Here is a 19,363-nt window from a genome sequence, read left to right as displayed (position 1 = left end):
AGCCGCGCTAGCGCGGTGCCGGCGGTTCGCCGCGGGTGTCGTCGGGGCGCTGGAATGCGCCCACGTCGTCGTCGTCGTGGAGCCGTGCCAGGTACGGCGTCAGCGTTCCCAGCACGATGAGCGACACGTCGCTCTTCTCTCCCGACGCCACCGCGATCTCGGTGCCGTCCGCGCTCCAGGCGGGCATGCTCTTGCCGCGGATGCGGTTGGTGACGCGCAGCGCGCGGCCGTCGGTAACACGAATGAGATAAATCTCCGCCACCCCCCAGTCGTAGGCCGCCACCGCCAACACGTTGCCATCCGGGTGCCACGCCGCCGGCGCCAGGATGCCGCGCGGTTCGGCCACCACCACGCGCTGGCCGCTGGCGCGGTCCAGCAGCACCAGGCGTCCCACGCCGTCGAGCCAGGTGACCACGTCGCCGCGCGGCGAGATGCTGGGCGGCCCCGCGGGCATGTCACCGGAGAGCAGCGTGGGTGTCACACCCGGGCGCGCCAGCAACCATACCCCGGGCGTGCCGTTGCGGTCCGAACCAAACACAATCTCGCCCGTGTCGCGACACCACGAGGGCGCGTAGTCGCGCGATGGGTCGCGGGTGAGGCGTTCCACCCGACCCGTGGCCAAATCCACCGCGGCGATATCCTGGTTGTCATCGGTCACCTGCGAGAATGTGATGCGCTTTCCATCCGGCGACCAGGAGAGGAAGTCCGCGATGCGTCCGGTTTTCATGATCACACGCGGCGTACCCCCCGCGGCGGCGATCACGCAGATCTCGCCGTCGCCGTCTTTGGTGAAGCGCCGGAAGGCGATGGTCTTTCCGTCCGGCGACCACGCCGGCGCGAGTGCGGTGGTGTCGGGGCTGGTGAGCGGCCGGTCGGTGATGGGCTCCTCGTCCAGCACACGCTGATACACGATCTGCCCCGAGCGGTCGAAGAGCACCTGTTTATAGCGCAGCTCACCCCGGATGGCGGCCATGTCGTACACCAGCGGGCGCATGGCCGGGCGCAGGTTGTGAATGACGGGCTGGAACAGGGACAGGTAGCGCACGTTGTCCGCGGCCAGGCTGGCCACCGCCTCGCCGCACGGGGCGATGGGGATTTCGCGGTAGCGCCCGCCGGCGTAGAAGGCAAAGTAGGGCTTGCGGTCGGCAATGAAATCGCCCGGCGACACGCGCGACGCAAAGTTCCGCGCCACCGCCTTCACCGGGCGCATCTCGTCTTCCAGACCCGTGCGCAGCACGCCGCGGTTCACGAAGAACGCGAACAGAGCCGTCAATACCACCGCCGCGCGCGCCAGCGTGCGCAGGCGCGGCCGCGCGATGGCCGCAACCCCCATCATGCCGTAGAGGATCATGGGCGGCAGGTAGGGCACCATCCAGCGCAGGATGCCGCGGTCCTCGGTGAAGAGCGGTATGAAGAAGATGGGCACAAACGCGGCCAGCACGAACGTCGCGCGCCGGGAGAAAAGCGCCAGCAGCGGCAGCAGCGGCAGCGTCTGCATGAACAGGTGCAGCAGGTCGCGCGGCAGGCGCTGCGCGTACTCCGAGGTGCGGTCGAGTTGGGTGACGCTCCGGCGCGCGGCTTCTTCCAGGATCGCCTTGCCCTCGTAGTCCACCGACGACTCGCGCAACATCCACGGTGTGGCCTTGGACTCGAACGCGCCCGAACGCGACAGAACGGTGAGCCCGCCGCGCGGCACCGACATGGCCGCGATGTTCACCGCGTACACCGCCAGAAAGCACCCCACGAACAGCAGCAGCACGCGCGGCGCCGGCCGGCGCGCACGCAGCCAGCGCACCAGCAGAATGGCGCCCAGCGTTCCCGCCACCGCGATGGCCTCGGGGCGCGTGGCCGCCGCCATACCGATGGCCAGCCCCGCCAGGCCAAAGCGGCCCACGCCGAAGAGCGCGAGGGTGAGCATCACCCAGAACACGTAGGCGGACTCGGACAGCGTGAGCAGCGAGGTCTGGATGAACAGCGGGGTGGCGGCCAGCACCACGGCGCCGATGAGGGCGTCGGTGCGGTTGGCGAGGCGGCGCGCCAGTTCGAAGAACACCAGCACCGTCCCCACCGCCGCGAGCAGCGACACGATCATGCCCGCGCGCACCGGGTCGCGCACGATGGCCAGCACCGGTGCCACCATGAGCGGGTAGCCAATGGGAAACGCGCCGCCGGAGAGCGAGCCCTGCAGGAGCGCCTTTGCCTGGTTGAGATAGAAGGTGCCGTCGAAGCTGACGAAGTCGAAGTAGCCCGCGAAGGGGATGCGCACCGCGAGGGCGAGGGCGGCGAGCAGCAGCCGCAGCGTTCGATTGGAAAGAGTGTTCAGCATGGGAGGGGGCGCAGTGCGGCAACACTAGCAGACCGGCGCCGTCCTCCACAACACCGGAGCCGGAGACACCCGGTCAGGGCCGCGCGGAGCGGACCCGCGCGCCGTCGCGAACGCGCTCGTCGGGATACATGACCACCATGTCCCCCGCTGCGAGTCCGTCCAGCACTTCCACGAACCCGCTGCCCTGCCGGCCCGCACGAATGACGCGCTCCCGCACGCGACCGCCCTCGACCACGAAGGCGTGCCACCCGGCGCCGGTGCGGATGGCCGCGCCGCGCGGAATGCGCAGCACGTCGTTCCCGCGCCACAACACCACCCGCACCATGACACGGTAGCGGTCGCCCAGCTGGCGCGGCGGGTTGGCCAGCATGGCCCGGATGTTGACGCGCTGCTCCTCCACGCCCAGCGCAGAGATCTTGGTGAACCCCGACGGCTCGACCACGTCGACCACGGCCACCAGCGTGGAGTCGCCGCCCCAGTCGTGCACCTCCACCGTATCCCCCACCGACACCCGGACCGCGTCGTTGGAGAGCAGGTCCGCGACCACCTCCAGGTGCGAGGTGTCGCCGATTTCCATGATGGGTGCGCCAAAGGCAACCACGCGTTCGCTGGGATCGTCGATGCGCAGCACGCAACCCGCCACCGGCGAGGACAGGGTGATGGCGGAGGCGCCCGGACGCGGCTCCACCACCGCGCGCGCCTGCGCCACTTCGTACGCCGCAACCTTCTCGTTGTGGCTGGCCGCGTCGAGTTCTCGCGCCGCCGTCTGCGCCGCAAGGTCCGCGCGTTCCCTGGCCTCCACCGCAATCAGGCCGTCCTTGACCAGTTGCGCGGCGCGTTCGCGCTCCCGCTCGGCCTGCTGCGACGCCGCGCGCGCGCGTTCCAGCGTTGCCTTCGCCGCGCGCTGCGCCTCGATCGCGGCCGCCAGGCGGGCGCGCGCCTCCTCCAGTGCCCGCGTCCCCAGCGGGGCCGGTTCGACCTGCGCGAGCACGTCGCCGGCGCTCACGGCGTCCCCCTGGCGCAGCGTCAGCCGCCGCAACTGCCCGGTGACCGGCGCGGTGATGCGGTAGCGGTCGTGCACCAGCGTCTCCCCCTCCTCCTCCACCGTCACCTGCACGCGGCCGCGATCCACCACCGCGGTCTCCACCGGGACCGGCGACGGGCGCAACGCCAACCACACCACGATCGCCACCAGAAGCGGGACGCCAATACGCAACACGAGCCGGAGGGGTCGACGCATTCTTCTCACTCCCTTGCCTTGAGTACTTCCACCAGGTTCAGCCGTTCCACGCGGCGGCGCAGCGCCAGCGCGGTCAGCGCGGCGGCCACCAGCACCACCACGATGCCCGCCAGGTAACTCTTCGTTTCCACCACCAGCGGAAGGCGGAACAGCTCCGACTGCGCGCGCGCCGAGATGAGCCAGCAGAACCCGTACGCGATGACCATCCCGAAGGGAAGCGACACCCCCACCAGGAATGCCTGCTCACCGAGGAACATGCGCACCACTTCGCGGCGCGTGAAACCCAGCACGCGCAGGCTGGCCAGCTCGCGCGCGCGCTCGGAGAGAGCGATGCGGCCGCTGTTGTATACGATCCCCACCGCGATCAGCACGGAGAAGACCAGCAGCGTCACCAGGGAGATCACGAAACTCTCCTCCACCGTCTTCTCGAAACTCGCCAGCATGGCGCGGCGTTCGGTGACGCCGCCCACCCCGGGCCGCCCGGCCAGGATGCGGCGGGTGTCCGCGCGGCGGTCGGCGTCCACGCGCATGAACGCGCCGTTCACCTGCACCGGTCCGCGCGCCAGCCGGTGCAGGGCGTCGAGCTGCATGTACGCAACCGATCCCACCATTTCATCCACCGTGGCCACCAGCGGCGCCACCGTGGTGCGGCGCTCCCCTTCCATGAAGTGCACCTCGACCTCGTCGCCGGTGCGCGCACCGAGCATGTCGGCCAGCGCGGCGGTGAGCATGAGGCCGTCCGCGGGCACGTCGAAGGAGAGTCCGGCGGCGTCGACCGGGCGCCTGAGCCGCGAACCCGCCTCGAGCCCGAAGATGGCGGTGGTGTGCACACGGGAACCGTTGCGCAGCCGCACCGGCGCCACGCGATACAGCTCGCTGCGCGTCACCCCCGGCAGCCGGTCCAGCTCGAAGCGCACCGCAGGCGTGCGCGGCTCGTTGAACAGCACCGACACGTCCGAGCGGTCCGCGCGGTGAAACTGGATGTCCTTGAGGCGGTCGATGGAATCGTAGCTGTAGCGTCCCGTCGTCACCATGGCGAGTGCAAAGGCGATGCCCAGCGCCGAGAGCAGCGTCTTCACCGGCCGGCGCTCCAGGCCCCGCACCACCATGCGCGCCTCCGGCCCCACGTGCCGCCCGATACCGAGCCAGTCGACGACGCCCCGGCGGTACACGGGCGGCGCCTGGGGCCGCATGGCCTCGGCCGGCGGCAGCCGCAACACCGCGCGCACCGCGCTGACGCTGCCCGCCAGCACCGCCGCCGCGCTCACGCCGAACGCCATGGCGAATACCACCGGGTCCGGCCGGTACACCGCGTGTGGAAACTGGAAGAAGCGCGTGTACATCTCGGCCAGGGCCGATGCCAGCCATAACCCCAGCCCCCCGCCCGCAACCGCGCCCAGCGTCATCGGCACCGCCGCGAACGCCAGGTAGTGCACAACGATGCGCCGCGCCGGAAAACCGAAGGCGCGCAGCACCGCAATCTGCTCGCGCTCCACGCCCACCAGCCGCGACAGCACGATGTGGAGGAGAAACGCGGTGATCCCCAGGAATATGGAGGGGATGAAGATGCTGGTGACACGCGTCTCCTGGATCTCATCGGACACGAAGCGGTGCGACAGATGATCCTCGCGCCCGTACGCGCCGAGCCCGCCGTATCGTTCGAGGCGGTCGTCGATGGCGTCGATGACGGCACGCTCGCCGGCCCCGCGTTCCAGGCGCACGACCACGTCGTTGAACGCGCCGTCCAGATCGAAGGCGCCGGCGAGTTCGCGGCGCCCGATCCACAGGATGCCAAAGCGCCGGTTGTCCGGGAAGAACTCCATGCCGCCGCGGATCTCATACACGAACTCCGGCGAGTAGCCGATGCCGACGATGGTCAGCTGCTGCAGCCGCCCGTTGAGCACCGCGCCCACGCGTTTATCCAGCACCAGGTGATGGGCGCGCGCGAACGCCGCGCTCACCACCACCTCGCCGCGGTGCACGGGCAGACGGCCGCGATCCAGCACCACCCGGTTCAGGGCCGGCGGCCCCGTATCCGGGAGCGAGACCAGCCGCCCCGTCACCACCTCTTCCGCGCCGGCAACATCCAGGATCACGTCCGCCACCACGCGCGCCTCCACGGCGGCCACGCCGGGAATGGCGGCGATGTCGCCGGCCACCGAGAGGGGGGCGCGCCGCAGCGACGCGAACACGTCGCCAAACCGTTCGCTGCGGTAGTAGTCCTCCAGGGACGTGCGCAGGTAGCCGTTCATGCTGCGCAGCGACACGAAGAGCGCGATTCCCGCCACCATCACCAGCACCACCGCGAGGATCTGGCCCCGGTAGTACCAGAGGTCGCGGCGAAGTTTCCGGTGCAGCATGCTCATGGTTCTACCAGCGGATGTCCGCCGGCTCCGCGCGGTGTTCGTTGCGTTCGATGGCGGCGATGGTCCCGCTGCGCATCCGCACCACACGGTGCGCGAGACCGGCGATGGAGGCGTTGTGGGTGATCACCGCCACCGTGGTGTCGAGCTCGCGGTTGACCCGCGCCAGCGCCTCCAGCACCACCAGGCCGGTCTCCACGTCCAGCGCGCCGGTGGGCTCGTCGCACAGGAGCACGTCGGGCTGCTTGGCGATGGCGCGCGCGATGGCCACCCGCTGCTGCTCGCCCCCCGACATCTGCGAGGGAAAGTGATCGCGGCGGCTTGAGAGATCAACCAGTTCCAGGGCGTGCAACGGATCCATGGGACGCTCGGCCAGCTCGGTCACCAGCGCCACGTTCTCCATGGCGGTCAGGCTGGGGATGAGGTTGTAGAACTGGAAGACGAAGCCCACATGCTCGCGCCGGTAGCGGGTCAGCTCCTCTTCGTCGTCGTCGGTGAGGTCGTGGTCGAGGAAGTGGACGGTCCCGCTGGTGGGAACGTCGAGCCCACCCAGGATGTTCAGCAGCGTGGACTTGCCGCTTCCGGAGGGACCGAGAATGACGAGGAATTCGCCGGGGAGGATGTCGAGGTCGACGTCGCGCAGGGCATGCACGTCCACCTCGCCGACCCGGTAGATCTTGGTGAGTCCGCGGGCGATGAAGACGGGTCTGGCATCGTTCTCAGCCACAGATATCACCGCGGCCACACGCCCGTCCGCTTATGCCCCGGCGGCTACTCTCCGTCGCCGGGCGAGGACGGCCCGCTGCACGCCGCGCCAAAGAACTCGCGCCGCATGCGCGCGATGTTCAAAATCGAAATGCTCTTGGGGCACACCGCCTCGCACTCGCCGTGGTTGGAGCAGTTGCCAAAGCCCTCCGCGTCCATCTGGCGGATCATGCTCAGCGCGCGCTGCTCGCGCTCCAGCTGCCCCTGGGGCAGCAGGGCGAGGTGCGTGATCTTGGCGCTCACGAACAGCGACGCGGACGCGTTGGGACAGGCCGCCACGCACGCGCCGCAGCCGATGCACGCGGCCGAGTCCATGGACGCCTCCTGGGCATCCTTGGGGATGAGGATGGCGTTGGCATCCGGCGCCGACCCGGCGTTGGTGGTGATGTAGCCGCCGCGCTGCATGATGCGGTCGAAAGCGCCGCGGTCCACCACCAGATCCTTGATGACCGGAAACGCGCGCGCGCGGAACGGCTCCACGGTGATGGTGGCCCCGTCCTTGAAGTGGCGCATGCGCAGCTCGCAGGTGGTGCACCCCGGGCGTGAGCCGTGGGCAAGCCCGTTGATCACCAGGCCGCAGGTGCCGCAGATGCCCTCGCGGCAATCGCTGTCGAAGGCCACCGGCTCCTCGCGCAACTTCACCAGCTGTTCGTTCAGGTGGTCCAGCATCTCGAGGAACGACATCTCGGGGATGATGTCCTCGACACTGTACTGCTTGAAGCCGCCCGGCGCTTTCGCGCTCGTCTGCCGCCAGATCTTGAGCTTGAAGTTCATTCGCGCCGCCCTACTTGTAGCTCCGCATGGCCGGTTTCACGTCTTCGAAGGTGAGGTGTTCCTTCACCTGGGTCTCGGGAACGCCGTCGCCGTTGAACTTCCACGCCGAAACGTGCGCGAAGTTATCGTCGTCGCGCATGGCCTCCCCGTCGGGATACTGGTACTCGTCGCGGAAGTGGCCGCCGCAGGATTCGTTGCGCTGCAGCGCGTCGATCGCCATCAGTTCGCCCAGCTCCAGGAAGTCGGCCACGCGGCCGGCGAACTCGAGCTCCTTGTTGAAATCGTTGCCACCCACCACGTTCACGTCCTGCCAGAACTCCGTACGCAGCGCGCGAATCTCCTGGATGGCGCGCTTCAGGCTCTCCTCGGTGCGGCTCATGCCCACGTCGTCCCACATGATACGCCCCAGGCGCCAGTGGAAGTCGCGCACCGTGGTCTTGCCCTTGACGGCGAGCAGCTTCTTGACCGACGCGTCCACACTCGCCTCGGCCTCCTTGAAAGCGGGATGATCCGTGGTTACCTTGTCCCTCTGCACCTCGGAGGTGGCCAGGTAGTTGCCCAGCGTGTACGGAATGACGAAGTACCCGTCGGCCAGGCCCTGCATGAGCGCGCTGGCGCCCAGGCGGTTGGCGCCGTGGTCCGAGAAGTTCGCCTCGCCCAGCACGTGCAGCCCGGGCACGTTGCTCATCAGGCCGTAGTCCACCCACAGGCCGCCCATGGTGTAGTGCGGCGCGGGGTAGATGCGCATGGGTGTCTGGTACGGATCCTCGCCGGTAATTTCGTCGTACATCTGGAACAGGTTGCCGTAGCGTTCACGAACCGTCTCCCTGCCCATACGCTTGATGGCGTCGGCGAAGTCCAGGTACACCGCGTAGCCGGTGTTGCCCACGCCGTGGCCGGAGTCGCACATGCGCTTGGCGGCGCGCGAGGCGATGTCGCGCGGCACCAGGTTGCCGAAGGCCGGGTAGATGCGCTCCAGGAAGTAGTCGCGGTCCCCCTCGGGAATCTGGTGGGGCGGGCGTTTGTCGTCCTTGCCCTTCGGTACCCACACGCGGCCGTCGTTGCGCAGGCTCTCGCTCATTAAAGTGAGCTTGGACTGGGACTCGCCCAGAAGCGGTACGCAGGTGGGATGAATCTGCGTGAAGCACGGGTTGGCGAAGAGCGCGCCGCGCTTGTGGCAGCGCCACACCGCGGTGGCGTTGCAGTTGACCGCGTTGGTGGACAGGAAGAACACGGTGGAATAGCCGCCGGTGGCCAGCAGCACCGCGTCCGCGGCGTAGCTCTCCACCGCGCCGGTCACCAGGTTGCGGCACACGATGCCGCGCGCCTTGCCCTCCACCAGCACCAGGTCCAGCATTTCGCGGCGCGGGAACATCTTCACCTTGCCCGCGTCCACCTGGCGCATCAACGCGCTGTAGCAGCCCAGCAGCAGCTGCTGCCCGGTCTGGCCGCGCGCGTAGAAGGTGCGCGATACCTGCGCGCCGCCGAAGGAGCGGTTGGCCAGGGTGCCGCCGTATTCGCGCGCAAACGGAACGCCCTGCGAGACGCACTGGTCGATGATGTTCACCGACAGCTGCGACAGGCGGTAGACGTTGGCCTCGCGCGCGCGGAAGTCGCCGCCCTTCACCGTGTCCACGAACAGGCGCCACACGCTGTCGCCGTCGTTCTGGTAGTTCTTGGCCGCGTTGATGCCGCCCTGCGCGGCCACGCTGTGCGCGCGCCGCGGCGTGTCCTGGATGCAGAACGAGAGCACGTTGTAGCCCAGTTCGGCCAGCGAGGCGGCCGCGGCGCCGCCCGCGAGCCCCGTGCCCACCACGATGATGGTGTACTTGCGCTTGTTGGCCGGGCTGACCAGTTTGGCCTGGGCCTTGTAGAGGTCCCACTTGCGGTCCACGGGACCGGGCGGGATTCTGGCGTCGAGCGTCATGTCGATCATGGTGTCCGCCTCACAATCCCGGGGCCGGCGTTACGTAGTGAATCCACAGCGGCAGCAGGATGAAGCCACTCGCCAGCAGCAACGCCACCAGCAGCCCCAGCGCATAGGCCGCCGGCAGCAGGCGCCGGTTGAGCGCGCCCATGGACTGGAAGGCGCTCCAGAAACCGTGCCGCAGATGGAATCCCAGCAGGAACATCACCGCAGCATACCCCCACGCGATCAGCGGCTGCTTGAAGGCGGTGACGACGATGCCGTACAGGTCGCGAATCTCCTTGCCGTTGTGCATCATGGTGGGCGACGGCTGCCCCTGGTTGAACTTGAACATCCACACGTGCACCGGCACGAACACCAGCAGCACCAGACCGGTGACGATCATGGAGCGCGATGCGAGCGTCTGCCGGCTGGGCGCGCCCTTGGAAGCGTTGACCGCGTAACCCTTCGGCCGCGCGCGGCGCTTTTCCAGCTGCACATTCAACGCGGTCACGATGTGCGCCACGAAGATGCCGAGCAGCACGATCTCCACGATATAAAGGAGAACGCCCAGCGATTCCAGGTGGTGGGTATAGTTGTTGAACAGCCCGCCGCTGACCAGCATGGTCAGGTTGCCGCCGAGGTGGACGAAGAGAAAACCCACCAGCAGGATACCGGCAAGACCGGTGACGAACTTTCTACCGACGGTGGACTCGTAGAACTTGAAAGCGCTCATGAATGCAGTTCTGGGTGCTTGTTGGTGTGGGACGATGCGGCTTCGGAGGCGATCGTCCGAATCGGAGTTTCCCACAGAGGTCGTTTGCCGACAAGGACATTCTCGCCCGGCCGCTACCGGCGCGTACCCCGGGGCCCACCGCCCCGGTCGGGTCTTGACCCGCGCGCCGCGGAGGCGCACAATTCCGCCATCTGCTTTCTGGCCGCCCTCCGCATAAGGCGACAGACATGTGTGATTTTTCCCGGCCCGCGTGGCCGGTTCCCAAACCCGAACTCGAAGAGAGTTGCAAGGAGGCATCCGTAATATGAAACGCATTCTGTGTACAGTCGCGGCCCTCATGGTCGCGACCGCGGCCTTTGCCGGCACGGCGTCCAATTCCAGTATGGAAGACATGACGCCGCAGCAGGCGATGGGCGCCATGATGAACTGCCCGGTTTGCTCGGTGTGGATGAGCGACCCGGCCCTGGGCCCCACGCTTCACCACAGCGTGTTCGCCACCAAGACCGGCTACATTGAGACCCTGTATACCGCGGACGCGGCCATGATTCCGGCCTTCAACAAGTGTGAGGCCGAGTGCCAGAAGCGCGCCGAGGGCATTCCCGGCATGACCAAGGAGCAGAAGGCCAGCCTCTGCCCGCTCTGCACCGGCCAGATGACGTTCCGGGGGCGCTCCGACGTTTCGGTGGAGGAGTTCCAGACGGACAACGGCTTCATCGTCGTTGGCTCGTCCAACACCCCGGACGGCATCAAGGCGCTGCACAACTACGCCGCTTCGTCGAAGGCCTTCGGCGAGAAGATGTCGCAGGCGGGCGCGGAGATGAGCAAGGAGCCGCAGAAGGCCAAGATGTAGCCGCCTGCGTCGAGCGAGTGTTGAAAGAAGCGCCCCCCGGAAACGGGGGGCGCTTTTTGCGTCAGCGGACGTCCCGGCACACGTCGCCCAGGATGCCGACCGCGCGCACGATCTGATCGTCGCACAGGTAGGGCGCCGGGCCCATGCGCAGCACGTCGCCGCGATAGTCGGTGAAGACGCCGCGCTCGCGCAGGGCGCGGCAGATGTCCCCCGCGCGCGAGGAGCGCAGCACCAGGAAGCCGGCAATGTTAGCGAGTTGGCGGGCCGGGTCGCGGGAGATGAGGGCGGGATCGAGCCCGAGCGCGTCGAAACGTTGCACGAGCAGCCCCACCTGGTGCTGGCTCACTTCGCGAAGCAGCGCGGGGGTCAGCCCGCGCTTCTCGAAGAACCCGAACACCTCCGCGGCACGGTAGTGGCTGGTGGGATCGTAGGTGGCGCCGGCGAAGCGTGCGGGCCCCTCGCCGTAGGCCACGCGATTGGGAATGGGCGCCTCCTTGGTGGCGAACTCGCTGAACCAGCCCGTCGCCACGGGACGCAGCGCGCAGCGCGCCGGAAAGCGGAGAAAACTGTTCCCCTCCCCCAGCTGGCAGTACTTGTAGCCACCGCCGGTTATGTAGGCGCGCTCCAGCCCCATACCCGAGACGGAAAACGGCACGATGTTCAAGTGGTGGTAGGCATCGACGAGAAGCTCGGCGCCGTGTTTCGCGCAGGCCGCGGCCACCGCGCGCAGGTTGGGGACGATTTCCGCGGTGCGGAACAGCACCGACGACACCATCGCCGCGGCGGTACGGTCGTCCACCTCGCGCGCCAGGCGCTCCGCCAGATCGGCCACCGGCGACGCCGGCACCTTGCGCACCTCGATGCCCTCCTCCGCCAGGCGGTCCACGAGGCGGCGGATGGAGTGGAACTCACCGTCGGTGGTGACCAGCCGCGGGCGCTTGCCGAGGGGCAGCGCGGATAGCCAGCGCACCACGAGTTCGTGGGTGTTGTTGCCCAGCGCGACGCGCTCGGGTTCGTCGTCGAGCAGGCGCGCCCAGCCGCGGCGCACGGTCCCCGCCACGCCGAACGCGCGCTCCCACTTGTCGTCCACGTACTCGGCGGCGTCGAGGAAGGCGCGCTTCTGCCCCTCGAAGGCAACATCGGGCCACGCCTGGTGCGAGTGGCCGGACAGCAACAGCCGTTCACCCACGCGGAAGTGCGCGTACTCCTTCGCGAGCGCGTTGGGGGACTTGTAGAGATCGTCAGGTTTCATTGCTTGGCGTACATGATGCCGCTCCTCCGCTCATGGTCCTCGCGCGCAACATTTGGAATCGCGCTGCGGAAATCGCGTCGGACCGGCATCACGTACGCAGCCCCAGAATCAGAACGATGTTCTTATCTCCCACAGGTCCGGGAACAAGGGGCGCATCAGCGTGGTCTTGAGGTAGTCCGCGCCTTCGCTGCCGCCGGTGCCGCGCTTGGTGCCGATGGTGCGCTCCACCATTTTCACGTGCCGGTAGCGCCACTCCTGAATGCCTTCGTCCAGATCCACCATGCGCTCGCACAGGCTGGCCAGCGAGGCGTCGCCGCGGTACACGCCCATCAGGCACGTCTGCATTTCCGCGGACGCCGCAATCGGTTGGGTGACGTTGCGGTCGAGCGTGGCCGCCGGCACCGCGTAGCCCGCCTGGTCCAGGAAGCGCACGAACGCATCCCACAGCGTGGGCGCTTCGTAGCGGCGCAGCAACCGGTCGCGCCCCGGGTATCCCTCGGGGTAGTGCGTCACCATGCCCATGCGCTTGTGTCCCAGCATGAACTCCAGCTCGCGGAACTGCGCGGACTGGAACCCGCTGCCGGACTCGAGACGCTCGCGGAAAGCGAGGAACTCGAGCGGCGTCATCGTCTCCAGGATGTCGATCTTGGCCACCAGCATCTTGAGCACCGTCAAGATGCGCTTCATGGTGTGAAAGGCGCGCGGGAGATCGCCGCGCTCCAGCAGCGCGCAGAAGTAATCCAGCTCGTGGAGCATCTGCTTGAACCAGAGCTCGTAGGACTGGTGGATCACGATGAAGAGCATCTCGTCGTGCTCGTCACCGGTCGGCTGCTGGAGCGCCAGCAGTTCCTCCACCTTGAGGTAGTCCCAGTACGTGGGCATCCGCTATTCCGGCTCCGTCATGCGCCGGAAGTTGAGCACCTCGTTGAGCACCTCGTCGGGCAGCACCTTCTGCTCACGGGCCACGTCGCGCACCGTGCGGCCGCTCTTGAAGGCCTCCTTGGACAGCGCCGCCGCCTTGTCGTAGCCGATCTTCGGCGCCAGCGCGGTGCAGGTCGACAGATTGAGCTCAACCAGTTCGCGGGCCCGCGACTCATTGGCGGTGATACCGGAGATGCACTTGTCCGCGAACACGCGGCTCACGTTGCTCAACAGGCGCACCGACTCGAGCAGGTTGTACGCGATCAGCGGCATCATGACGTTGAGTTCGAGGTAGCTGCCCATCCCGCCCAGCGTGATGGCGGCGTCGTTCCCGATGACCTGCGCGCTCACCATGGTGACGGATTCGCAGATCACCGGGTTGATCTTGCCGGGCATGATGGAGCTTCCCGGCTGGATGCTGGGCAGGGTGATTTCCGCGATGCCCGTGCGCGGACCCGACGACAGCAGGCGGATGTCGTTGGCGATCTTGCTGAGGCTCACCGCCATGGTCTTCATGTGGCCGGAGGCCTCGACGCACGCATCCTTGGCACCCTGTGCCTCGAAGTGGTCCATGGCCTCGAAGAACCCCAGCCCCGTGTCCTCGTTGATGTACTTGATGGCGGTCTGCGGGAAGTTCTTGCGCCGGTTGATGCCGGTGCCGACCGCGGTGCCGCCCAGCGCGAGCTCGAGCAACGCGTCGCGCGCGCGGCTCGCCCGCTCCACCGCGTTGGACACCTGGCGCTCGTAGCCCTCGAATTCCTGGCCCAGCCGCACCGGGGTGGCGTCCATCATGTGCGTGCGCCCGGACTTCACCACGTCATCGAACTGCTCCGCCTTGGCCTCCAGGGTCAGGCCCAGGTGTTCCAGCGCGGGAACCAGTTCGCGCGTGATGGCGTACGCCGCCGCCACGTGGATCGCGGTGGGGATCACATCGTTGGAGGACTGGCTCATGTTGACGTGATCGTTGGGATGGATGGACTTGTGACCACGCTCCTTGCCCATGATCTCCGCGGCGCGGTTGGCGATGACCTCGTTTGCGTTCATGTTGGTCGAGGTGCCGCTGCCGGTCTGGTAGATGTCGAGCGGGAACTCGGCGTCGAGCTTGCCTTCGATAACCTCGGTGGCCGCCGCGGCGATGGCGTCGCCGATCTTGGGATCCAGGTCGCCCAGCTCCACGTTGGCGCGCGCACACGCGCGCTTGATGATGCCGAGCGCGCGGATGAAATGGCGCGGGAAGGTGATCCCGCTGATGGGAAAATTCTCCACCGCGCGTGCGGTCTGGGCGCCGTAGTAGGCGGTCTCGGGGATGCGCATCTCCCCGAGGGAATCTTTCTCGATGCGATACTTGGACATGGATGTCTCCTCTTTATTGCCAGCAGGTGGCCGGATTGCGGCCGTCCCGGCCATTGTAGCCGACCCGGGCGGGAAATACCACGGGGTGCGCGCAACGGCGGGTCTCGACGAAGCGGGAAACCATGACTATATTGTCTGCGTCCCCCGGACCCCCGCGGCAGACCCCTCCGTCCGGCGGTGAGCGCCCCTGACCTCGGAGGTGCGAGTGTGGTCCGGATCCGCATTGTCACCGTGCTGACCGCCCTGGTTGTCGTGGCGGGATTCGCCGCGAGGGACGCCCACCCCACGCGTCTCAAGAAACTCTCCCGCGAAGACGTCCGCGAACGTTCGGCATCTCTCTCCCCGTCCCTCGTGCAGGAGATCGCGGCGCTGCAGTACCTCCTCGCGCCGGACGACCTGGCCGCCCTCCTCTCCACCCCGGAGAACCACCGCTGCCGAACCTGGATCGACGCCTGGTGGGCGCCACGCGATCCCGACTACACGTCGCCGCAGAACGAGGCGCGCGTGGAACACGAGCACCGGGTGGACGTGGCCCGCGAGCACTTTGCCCGTGGCGCCTGGCCGGGATGGGACGACCGCGGCGAGGTGTTCATCCGTTACGGAGGGCCGGCGTCGTACGGCCGTGTCCCCGCCGACGTGGTGGCGGGCATCTATATTGCAGCGCAGGAGTACTGGTACTACCCGCAGTTCGACATGTTTGCGCGCTTCACCGATCCCACCGGCAGCGGGCGCTACTTTCTGTACCTGGAGGGCGTGCAGACACCGGTGGGGGCGCGGGCGCGCAGCGACCGCCGCAACCTCGCCAGCGAATGGAATCCGGACCGGCCCATGGACTACATGACCGTGGACGCGGAAGCGCTGGTGTTCGCGTACCTGCCACCACCGTTCGTGGAGAAGGGCTACGACGACTTCATGAAGCGCGTGTACCGCTACTACGATGTCGTGGAGAAGACTCCGGTGGTGTACCCGTTCGACTTCGCAGCCATGCGCGTTCCCATGAACTTCGCGGTGCACAGTTTCCGGGGTGGCGATGGCGTGGATCGCGTCGACGTGAACACCGAGTTCGAATCCAGCGTGACGCCGCCCAGCGGCGATTCATATTCACGCCGGTTCGTCACCACCACCGTGTTCTGGGATGCGGCGGGGCACGAAATCGTGCGGCACGCACGCACCGACTCGGTGGGCACATGGTCACTGGTTGAGGACTCGGTGTGCACCGTCGTCAATCAGACCAGCCTGACACTCCCGCCCGGCGCCTACCGGATGGCGGTGACGGTGCGCGAGAGTGGGAGCGGACGTTTTACCTCTCTGCGGCGCACCGTCGGCTGCCCGGACATGGAGGAGACCCCCGCGATGAGTGATCTCGCACTCGCCCGGGCCATCGGGGCCGCGCGCGAGGCCTCGCCGTTCAACCGCGGTCCGCTGGAAGTGGTGCCGCGTCCGTCGGCCTGCTACCGGCTGGGCGCGCCGGTGCCGGTGTACTTCGAGGTCTATCATCTGGGAACGGATGCCGACGGGGCACATTCCTACACCGTGGAATACGCCATCACGCCCATGAGCGCGCGGCCGCGGAGCATCTGGAAGAGGTTCATCAGCCACGAGGAACCGTTGCAGGTTCGCTCGCTCTTCGAGGCGGTGGCGCCGGGACCGGATGACGTCGTCCATGTGTCGGCCAGCACACAGAACCTGTGGCCCGGTGAGTTCAAGCTGGAAGTGACGGTCAGGGACGGCGCGTCGTCGCGGCGGGTGAGCCGCGCCACCACGTTCCGTCTGCTGGAAGGAGATTAGCTGGCCAGTTTTCAGTCCCCGCAGAATCCTCGTGACGCGGCACCCACGCGTCCGTCCAACCTGGCAGCGTCTTTCTGTCTCGGAGTAGAACGCCCAACCGGCCCCGAGGCACCAGGCACCCATGGCCGCATCCATCCGTTGCCCAACCCCATCGGCCGTCGTTCCTGACCCCTCGGGCCGCCGCTTCAAAGCAAGGTGGTCCTCATGACTGGCTTCCGGAAGGTTCTCCCCTTCGTCCTCGCCCTGTTGGTGGTGACGGCGGTCTCCGCCGCGACCGTTTCCCGCGCCGGTCTTGGCGACAAGCTCAAGAAAAAGGCCGGCGACACGGCCAACAAGGCCGCGGGCGACGCCCTCAACAAGGCCGACCCGAGCAAGACCACCACCGGCGAATCCACGGCACCCCCCGCCGACGGCAAGGCAGCGCCGGCGGAAACCGCATCGGGCAGCGGAGACATCTCCGGCGTGTCCACCAAGTTCGACTTCGTCCCCGGCGACAAGGTGCTCTTCTTTGACGACTTCACCCGGGACGAGCTGGGCGAGTTCCCCGCCAACTGGAAGCTGAAGACCGGCACCTTCGAAGTGGCGGAACGGAACGGCGAGCGCTGGATGCGTTGCACCAGCAGCGACAGCGACATCCGCATGAAACTCCCGCCCATGCCGGAGCTGCCCGAGTACTGGACGCTCGAGCTCGACTTCTTCTGCGACCAGCCCTCGGGCAACGTGCTCACGGTGACCGGCCTGCACGACGAGACGATGGTGTGGAACGCGGTCTTCCCCATGTCGGGCAGAAACCTCGCGTTTACCACCGGCGAGATATTCTCGAACACGCCTCTCGACGGACCGGACGTGTGGGGCCGCGTCCACCACGTCATGTTCATGGCCCGCGGGCCTGCCCTGAAGGTGTATGTCGACCGCCAGCGCCTCGCCAACGTACCCGAGATCAACCCCGAACCCGGGGCGCCCAACGGGTTCAGCTTCCGGCTCTGGTCGGACCGGCAGCCGATGATCACCAACGTGCGCTTTGCCGAGGGCAACAAGCCGGTCGCGGACCCCTTCGCCGACGGCAAGCTCGTTACCTACGGCATCTATTTTGACAGCGGCTCCGACGTGGTGCAGGCGGAGTCGGCGCCGGTGCTGCGCCAGATCGCGGCGTACATGGAGAAGAGCCCGGCGGTGAAGGTGGAGATCACCGGCCACACCGACAACCAGGGCAAGGAAGACGAGAACCTCGACCTGTCGAAGCGGCGCGCCGCGGCGGTCGCGAAGGTGCTTTCGGACCAGTTCAAGATCGCGGCGGACCGGTTCAAGACCGACGGTATGGGCGACACCAGGCCGGTCTCGGACAACGCCAGGGCCGAAGGACGCGCCATGAACCGCCGTGTCGAGTTTACGAAGCTCTAGGGAGACAGGTCTCCCAGGGGTTTACAGCGCAAAGGGCCACCCGCAACCGGGTGGCCCTTGCCTTTTCTCGCCGCTTGTCCAGATCGCCTACTTGAACGTGTACGAGAGCCCCACGCCGAAGGTCTGCTTGAACTGCCCCTTCTTGCGCACGCTGAAATCAATCGCACCCGCGTTGGTCAGCGCGCCATTGTCGTCCACGATCGGAACCACCGTGTTGTCGTACTTGTCGTACAGGATCTCCAGGTAGAAGTTGAACGAAATGAACTTCGTTACCTTGGTGGTGAAGGTGTTCTGCCAGTCCACATCGACGGTTGTTGCGTAGCTCGCGATATCCGGGCTCAAACCGGCGGCAATGAGCGAATCCGGCCCCAGCGCGTCGAAGATCTCGTTCTTGGACCAGTTGAACGGCTGGTACACGCTCAGGCGCGAGACGTACGTGAGCCGCTGTTCGAAGACCTTCTTGTAATCCACGATGAGCTCGGCGCCCACGTCCCACGACGTCTCGCTGAAGGTCTCATTGCCCGTGTCGCTCGCGTAGAACTGGCGGTAGTTCTCGCGGGCGGTGAAGCCCGCCCGCATCAGCAACTGGTCGTCCTCGCGGTCCTTGAACTTGCGCGCGATACCGGTCGACTCCTTGAAGGTCATGGGGTTGATCCACAACTTGCGTCCAAAGGGATCGGTGATGTCCTGGAAGAACGATTCGTAACGCACCGACAGGTAGGGATCCACGGCCCAGTTGCGGGTGAGGCGCAGGATGGACTCAATCTGGATCAGGTCCGCGGACTTCTCGGCGTCGCCCCACGAGCGGTCGCCGTTGGCGCCGATCTCCTGGCGCCGGGTCTGGCCGTAGAGCAGCTTCATGCTGCTCAACCAGTTGAGGGTGGGCTTGACCTGGTTCTCCGCGGACCCGTTGAGAAACGCGTTCCACGAAACCGAACCGGTTTCGCCGCCCTTCCAGTTCTCGCTGTACGAGGCCTGGGTGAGGTTCAAACCACCTTCCAGGGTGGGATACCACTTCCCCACTTCGAGCACGCGCTTTTCCTTGGCCTCCTTGGGAACCTCGGGGGCAATTGCTTCCTGTGCAAACGCCGTACTGACAGTGCCCGCAATCAGAACCGCGAGCAACCCGGGTGTGACAATCTTGAGCATCGTTCGACTCCTAGCGTGACTTGAGCAGATCACGAATCTCGGTGAGCAGGACGACTTCCTTGCTCGGTGCCGGCGGCGCCGCCGGGGCGGCCTCTTCCTTGCGCTTCATCGAGTTCATCGCCTTGATGACCATGAAGATGGCAAAGGCAACGATGGCAAAATCCACCGCGGTCTGGAAGAAATTTCCATAGTTGAGGGTGACCGCCGCGGTATCGCCCGCGGCCGGCTTGAGCGTGAGTTTGAGCGCCGTAAAATTGACGCCGCCGATCAGGAGACCAAGCGGCGGCATGATCACGTCGTTCACCAGCGACGAGATGATCTTGCCAAACGCACCGCCGATGATGATACCGACGGCCATGTCGAGCATGTTGCCCTTGACGGCAAATTCCTTGAATTCCTTGACGATTCCCATGGGAGACCTCCTTGGTTGGCCCGGTTGAGGGCGGGAAGAGACTACAAACTCGGTGATTCCGGGGCAACACTATTCCTGCAACGGGCAACAGCGGCAGGAGACGCTTGCCACCAGCATCGCCCCCTGT

15 protein-coding genes are annotated in these 19,363 nt (G+C 66.9%); 3 read left to right on the top strand and 12 right to left on the bottom strand.

What is annotated here, in order from left to right; genetic code table 11:
• Window positions 1-7 precede the first annotated feature (7 nt).
• The 7 genes from OEX18_10770 to OEX18_10740 form a co-directional block, all read right to left on the bottom strand.
• Window positions 8-2,326 (bottom strand): glycosyltransferase family 39 protein, encoded by a 2,319-nt coding sequence (locus OEX18_10770; protein ID MDH4337741.1) that lies wholly within the window; start codon window positions 2,324-2,326, stop codon window positions 8-10.
• A 73-nt stretch (window positions 2,327-2,399) separates the two neighbouring features.
• Window positions 2,400-3,566: an HlyD family efflux transporter periplasmic adaptor subunit gene (locus OEX18_10765; protein ID MDH4337740.1), complete on the bottom strand. Its 1,167-nt coding sequence runs from the start codon at window positions 3,564-3,566 to the stop codon at window positions 2,400-2,402.
• 5 nt (window positions 3,567-3,571) lie between these two features.
• Entirely contained in the window at window positions 3,572-5,926 is a 2,355-nt protein-coding gene (locus OEX18_10760; protein MDH4337739.1) for an FtsX-like permease family protein, read from the bottom strand.
• A 10-nt stretch (window positions 5,927-5,936) separates the two neighbouring features.
• Window positions 5,937-6,656, bottom strand: a complete 720-nt coding sequence (locus tag OEX18_10755) for an ABC transporter ATP-binding protein (protein ID MDH4337738.1) — start codon at window positions 6,654-6,656, stop codon at window positions 5,937-5,939.
• A gap of 44 nt (window positions 6,657-6,700) precedes the next feature.
• Window positions 6,701-7,468: a succinate dehydrogenase/fumarate reductase iron-sulfur subunit gene (locus tag OEX18_10750; GenBank protein ID MDH4337737.1), complete on the bottom strand. Its 768-nt coding sequence runs from the start codon at window positions 7,466-7,468 to the stop codon at window positions 6,701-6,703.
• A 10-nt stretch (window positions 7,469-7,478) separates the two neighbouring features.
• Complete coding sequence (locus OEX18_10745; GenBank protein ID MDH4337736.1) at window positions 7,479-9,395, bottom strand: fumarate reductase/succinate dehydrogenase flavoprotein subunit; 1,917 nt, start codon at window positions 9,393-9,395, stop codon at window positions 7,479-7,481.
• Window positions 9,396-9,414: 19 nt separating this feature from the next.
• Window positions 9,415-10,110, bottom strand: a complete 696-nt coding sequence (locus OEX18_10740; GenBank protein MDH4337735.1) for a succinate dehydrogenase cytochrome b subunit — start codon at window positions 10,108-10,110, stop codon at window positions 9,415-9,417.
• Window positions 10,111-10,414: 304 nt separating this feature from the next.
• On the opposite strand from OEX18_10740, the gene OEX18_10735 reads away from it, so the two are divergent.
• Window positions 10,415-10,960 carry a hypothetical protein gene (locus OEX18_10735; protein ID MDH4337734.1) on the top strand — a complete coding sequence of 182 codons (546 nt, stop codon included), beginning with the start codon at window positions 10,415-10,417 and terminating at the stop codon, window positions 10,958-10,960.
• 61 nt (window positions 10,961-11,021) lie between these two features.
• Here OEX18_10735 and OEX18_10730 read toward each other — a convergent pair whose 3' ends face one another.
• The 3 genes from OEX18_10730 to OEX18_10720 form a co-directional block, all read right to left on the bottom strand.
• A complete protein-coding gene (locus OEX18_10730; GenBank protein MDH4337733.1) occupies window positions 11,022-12,212 on the bottom strand; it encodes a kynureninase in 1,191 nt (396 codons plus the stop codon).
• A 108-nt stretch (window positions 12,213-12,320) separates the two neighbouring features.
• Window positions 12,321-13,094 carry a tryptophan 2,3-dioxygenase family protein gene (locus OEX18_10725; GenBank protein MDH4337732.1) on the bottom strand — a complete coding sequence of 258 codons (774 nt, stop codon included), beginning with the start codon at window positions 13,092-13,094 and terminating at the stop codon, window positions 12,321-12,323.
• Between the two features lie 3 nt (window positions 13,095-13,097).
• Window positions 13,098-14,486: a class II fumarate hydratase gene (locus OEX18_10720; GenBank protein ID MDH4337731.1), complete on the bottom strand. Its 1,389-nt coding sequence runs from the start codon at window positions 14,484-14,486 to the stop codon at window positions 13,098-13,100.
• A 207-nt stretch (window positions 14,487-14,693) separates the two neighbouring features.
• On the opposite strand from OEX18_10720, the gene OEX18_10715 reads away from it, so the two are divergent.
• Together OEX18_10715 and OEX18_10710 are read left to right on the top strand one after the other, a co-directional pair.
• On the top strand, window positions 14,694-16,274 hold the full coding sequence (locus tag OEX18_10715) for a GWxTD domain-containing protein (GenBank protein ID MDH4337730.1): 1,581 nt from the start codon (window positions 14,694-14,696) through the stop codon (window positions 16,272-16,274).
• 204 nt (window positions 16,275-16,478) lie between these two features.
• Complete coding sequence (locus OEX18_10710) at window positions 16,479-17,675, top strand: OmpA family protein (GenBank protein ID MDH4337729.1); 1,197 nt, start codon at window positions 16,479-16,481, stop codon at window positions 17,673-17,675.
• An 87-nt stretch (window positions 17,676-17,762) separates the two neighbouring features.
• On the opposite strand, the gene OEX18_10705 is transcribed toward OEX18_10710, so the two are convergent.
• Both OEX18_10705 and mscL read right to left on the bottom strand, forming a co-directional pair.
• The gene (locus OEX18_10705; protein MDH4337728.1) at window positions 17,763-18,824 is read right to left on the bottom strand and encodes a DUF3078 domain-containing protein; all 1,062 of its coding nucleotides are present in this window, start codon (window positions 18,822-18,824) and stop codon (window positions 17,763-17,765) included.
• 10 nt (window positions 18,825-18,834) lie between these two features.
• Window positions 18,835-19,230: a large-conductance mechanosensitive channel protein MscL gene (mscL, locus tag OEX18_10700; protein MDH4337727.1), complete on the bottom strand. Its 396-nt coding sequence runs from the start codon at window positions 19,228-19,230 to the stop codon at window positions 18,835-18,837.
• Between the last annotated feature and the right edge of the window lie 133 nt (window positions 19,231-19,363).

The sequence above is a fragment of the Candidatus Krumholzibacteriia bacterium genome (assembly GCA_029865265.1).
GTDB lineage: Bacteria > Krumholzibacteriota > Krumholzibacteriia > WVZY01 > JAKEHA01 > JAKEHA01.
Note: the sequence above shows the minus strand (reverse complement) of the source record. Positions and strands in the feature narration are given on the sequence as shown.

Coding starts and splice junctions, on each gene's coding strand:
- OEX18_10770 (MDH4337741.1), bottom strand. CDS start 2,326: ATGCTGAACACTCTTTCCAATCGAACGCTGCGGCTGCTGCTCGCCGCC.
- OEX18_10765 (MDH4337740.1), bottom strand. CDS start 3,566: ATGCGTCGACCCCTCCGGCTCGTGTTGCGTATTGGCGTCCCGCTTCTG.
- OEX18_10760 (MDH4337739.1), bottom strand. CDS start 5,926: ATGCTGCACCGGAAACTTCGCCGCGACCTCTGGTACTACCGGGGCCAG.
- OEX18_10750 (MDH4337737.1), bottom strand. CDS start 7,468: ATGAACTTCAAGCTCAAGATCTGGCGGCAGACGAGCGCGAAAGCGCCG.
- OEX18_10745 (MDH4337736.1), bottom strand. CDS start 9,395: ATGACGCTCGACGCCAGAATCCCGCCCGGTCCCGTGGACCGCAAGTGG.
- OEX18_10740 (MDH4337735.1), bottom strand. CDS start 10,110: ATGAGCGCTTTCAAGTTCTACGAGTCCACCGTCGGTAGAAAGTTCGTC.
- OEX18_10735 (MDH4337734.1), top strand. CDS start 10,415: ATGAAACGCATTCTGTGTACAGTCGCGGCCCTCATGGTCGCGACCGCG.
- OEX18_10730 (MDH4337733.1), bottom strand. CDS start 12,212: ATGAAACCTGACGATCTCTACAAGTCCCCCAACGCGCTCGCGAAGGAG.
- OEX18_10725 (MDH4337732.1), bottom strand. CDS start 13,094: ATGCCCACGTACTGGGACTACCTCAAGGTGGAGGAACTGCTGGCGCTC.
- OEX18_10720 (MDH4337731.1), bottom strand. CDS start 14,486: ATGTCCAAGTATCGCATCGAGAAAGATTCCCTCGGGGAGATGCGCATC.
- OEX18_10710 (MDH4337729.1), top strand. CDS start 16,479: ATGACTGGCTTCCGGAAGGTTCTCCCCTTCGTCCTCGCCCTGTTGGTG.
- OEX18_10705 (MDH4337728.1), bottom strand. CDS start 18,824: ATGCTCAAGATTGTCACACCCGGGTTGCTCGCGGTTCTGATTGCGGGC.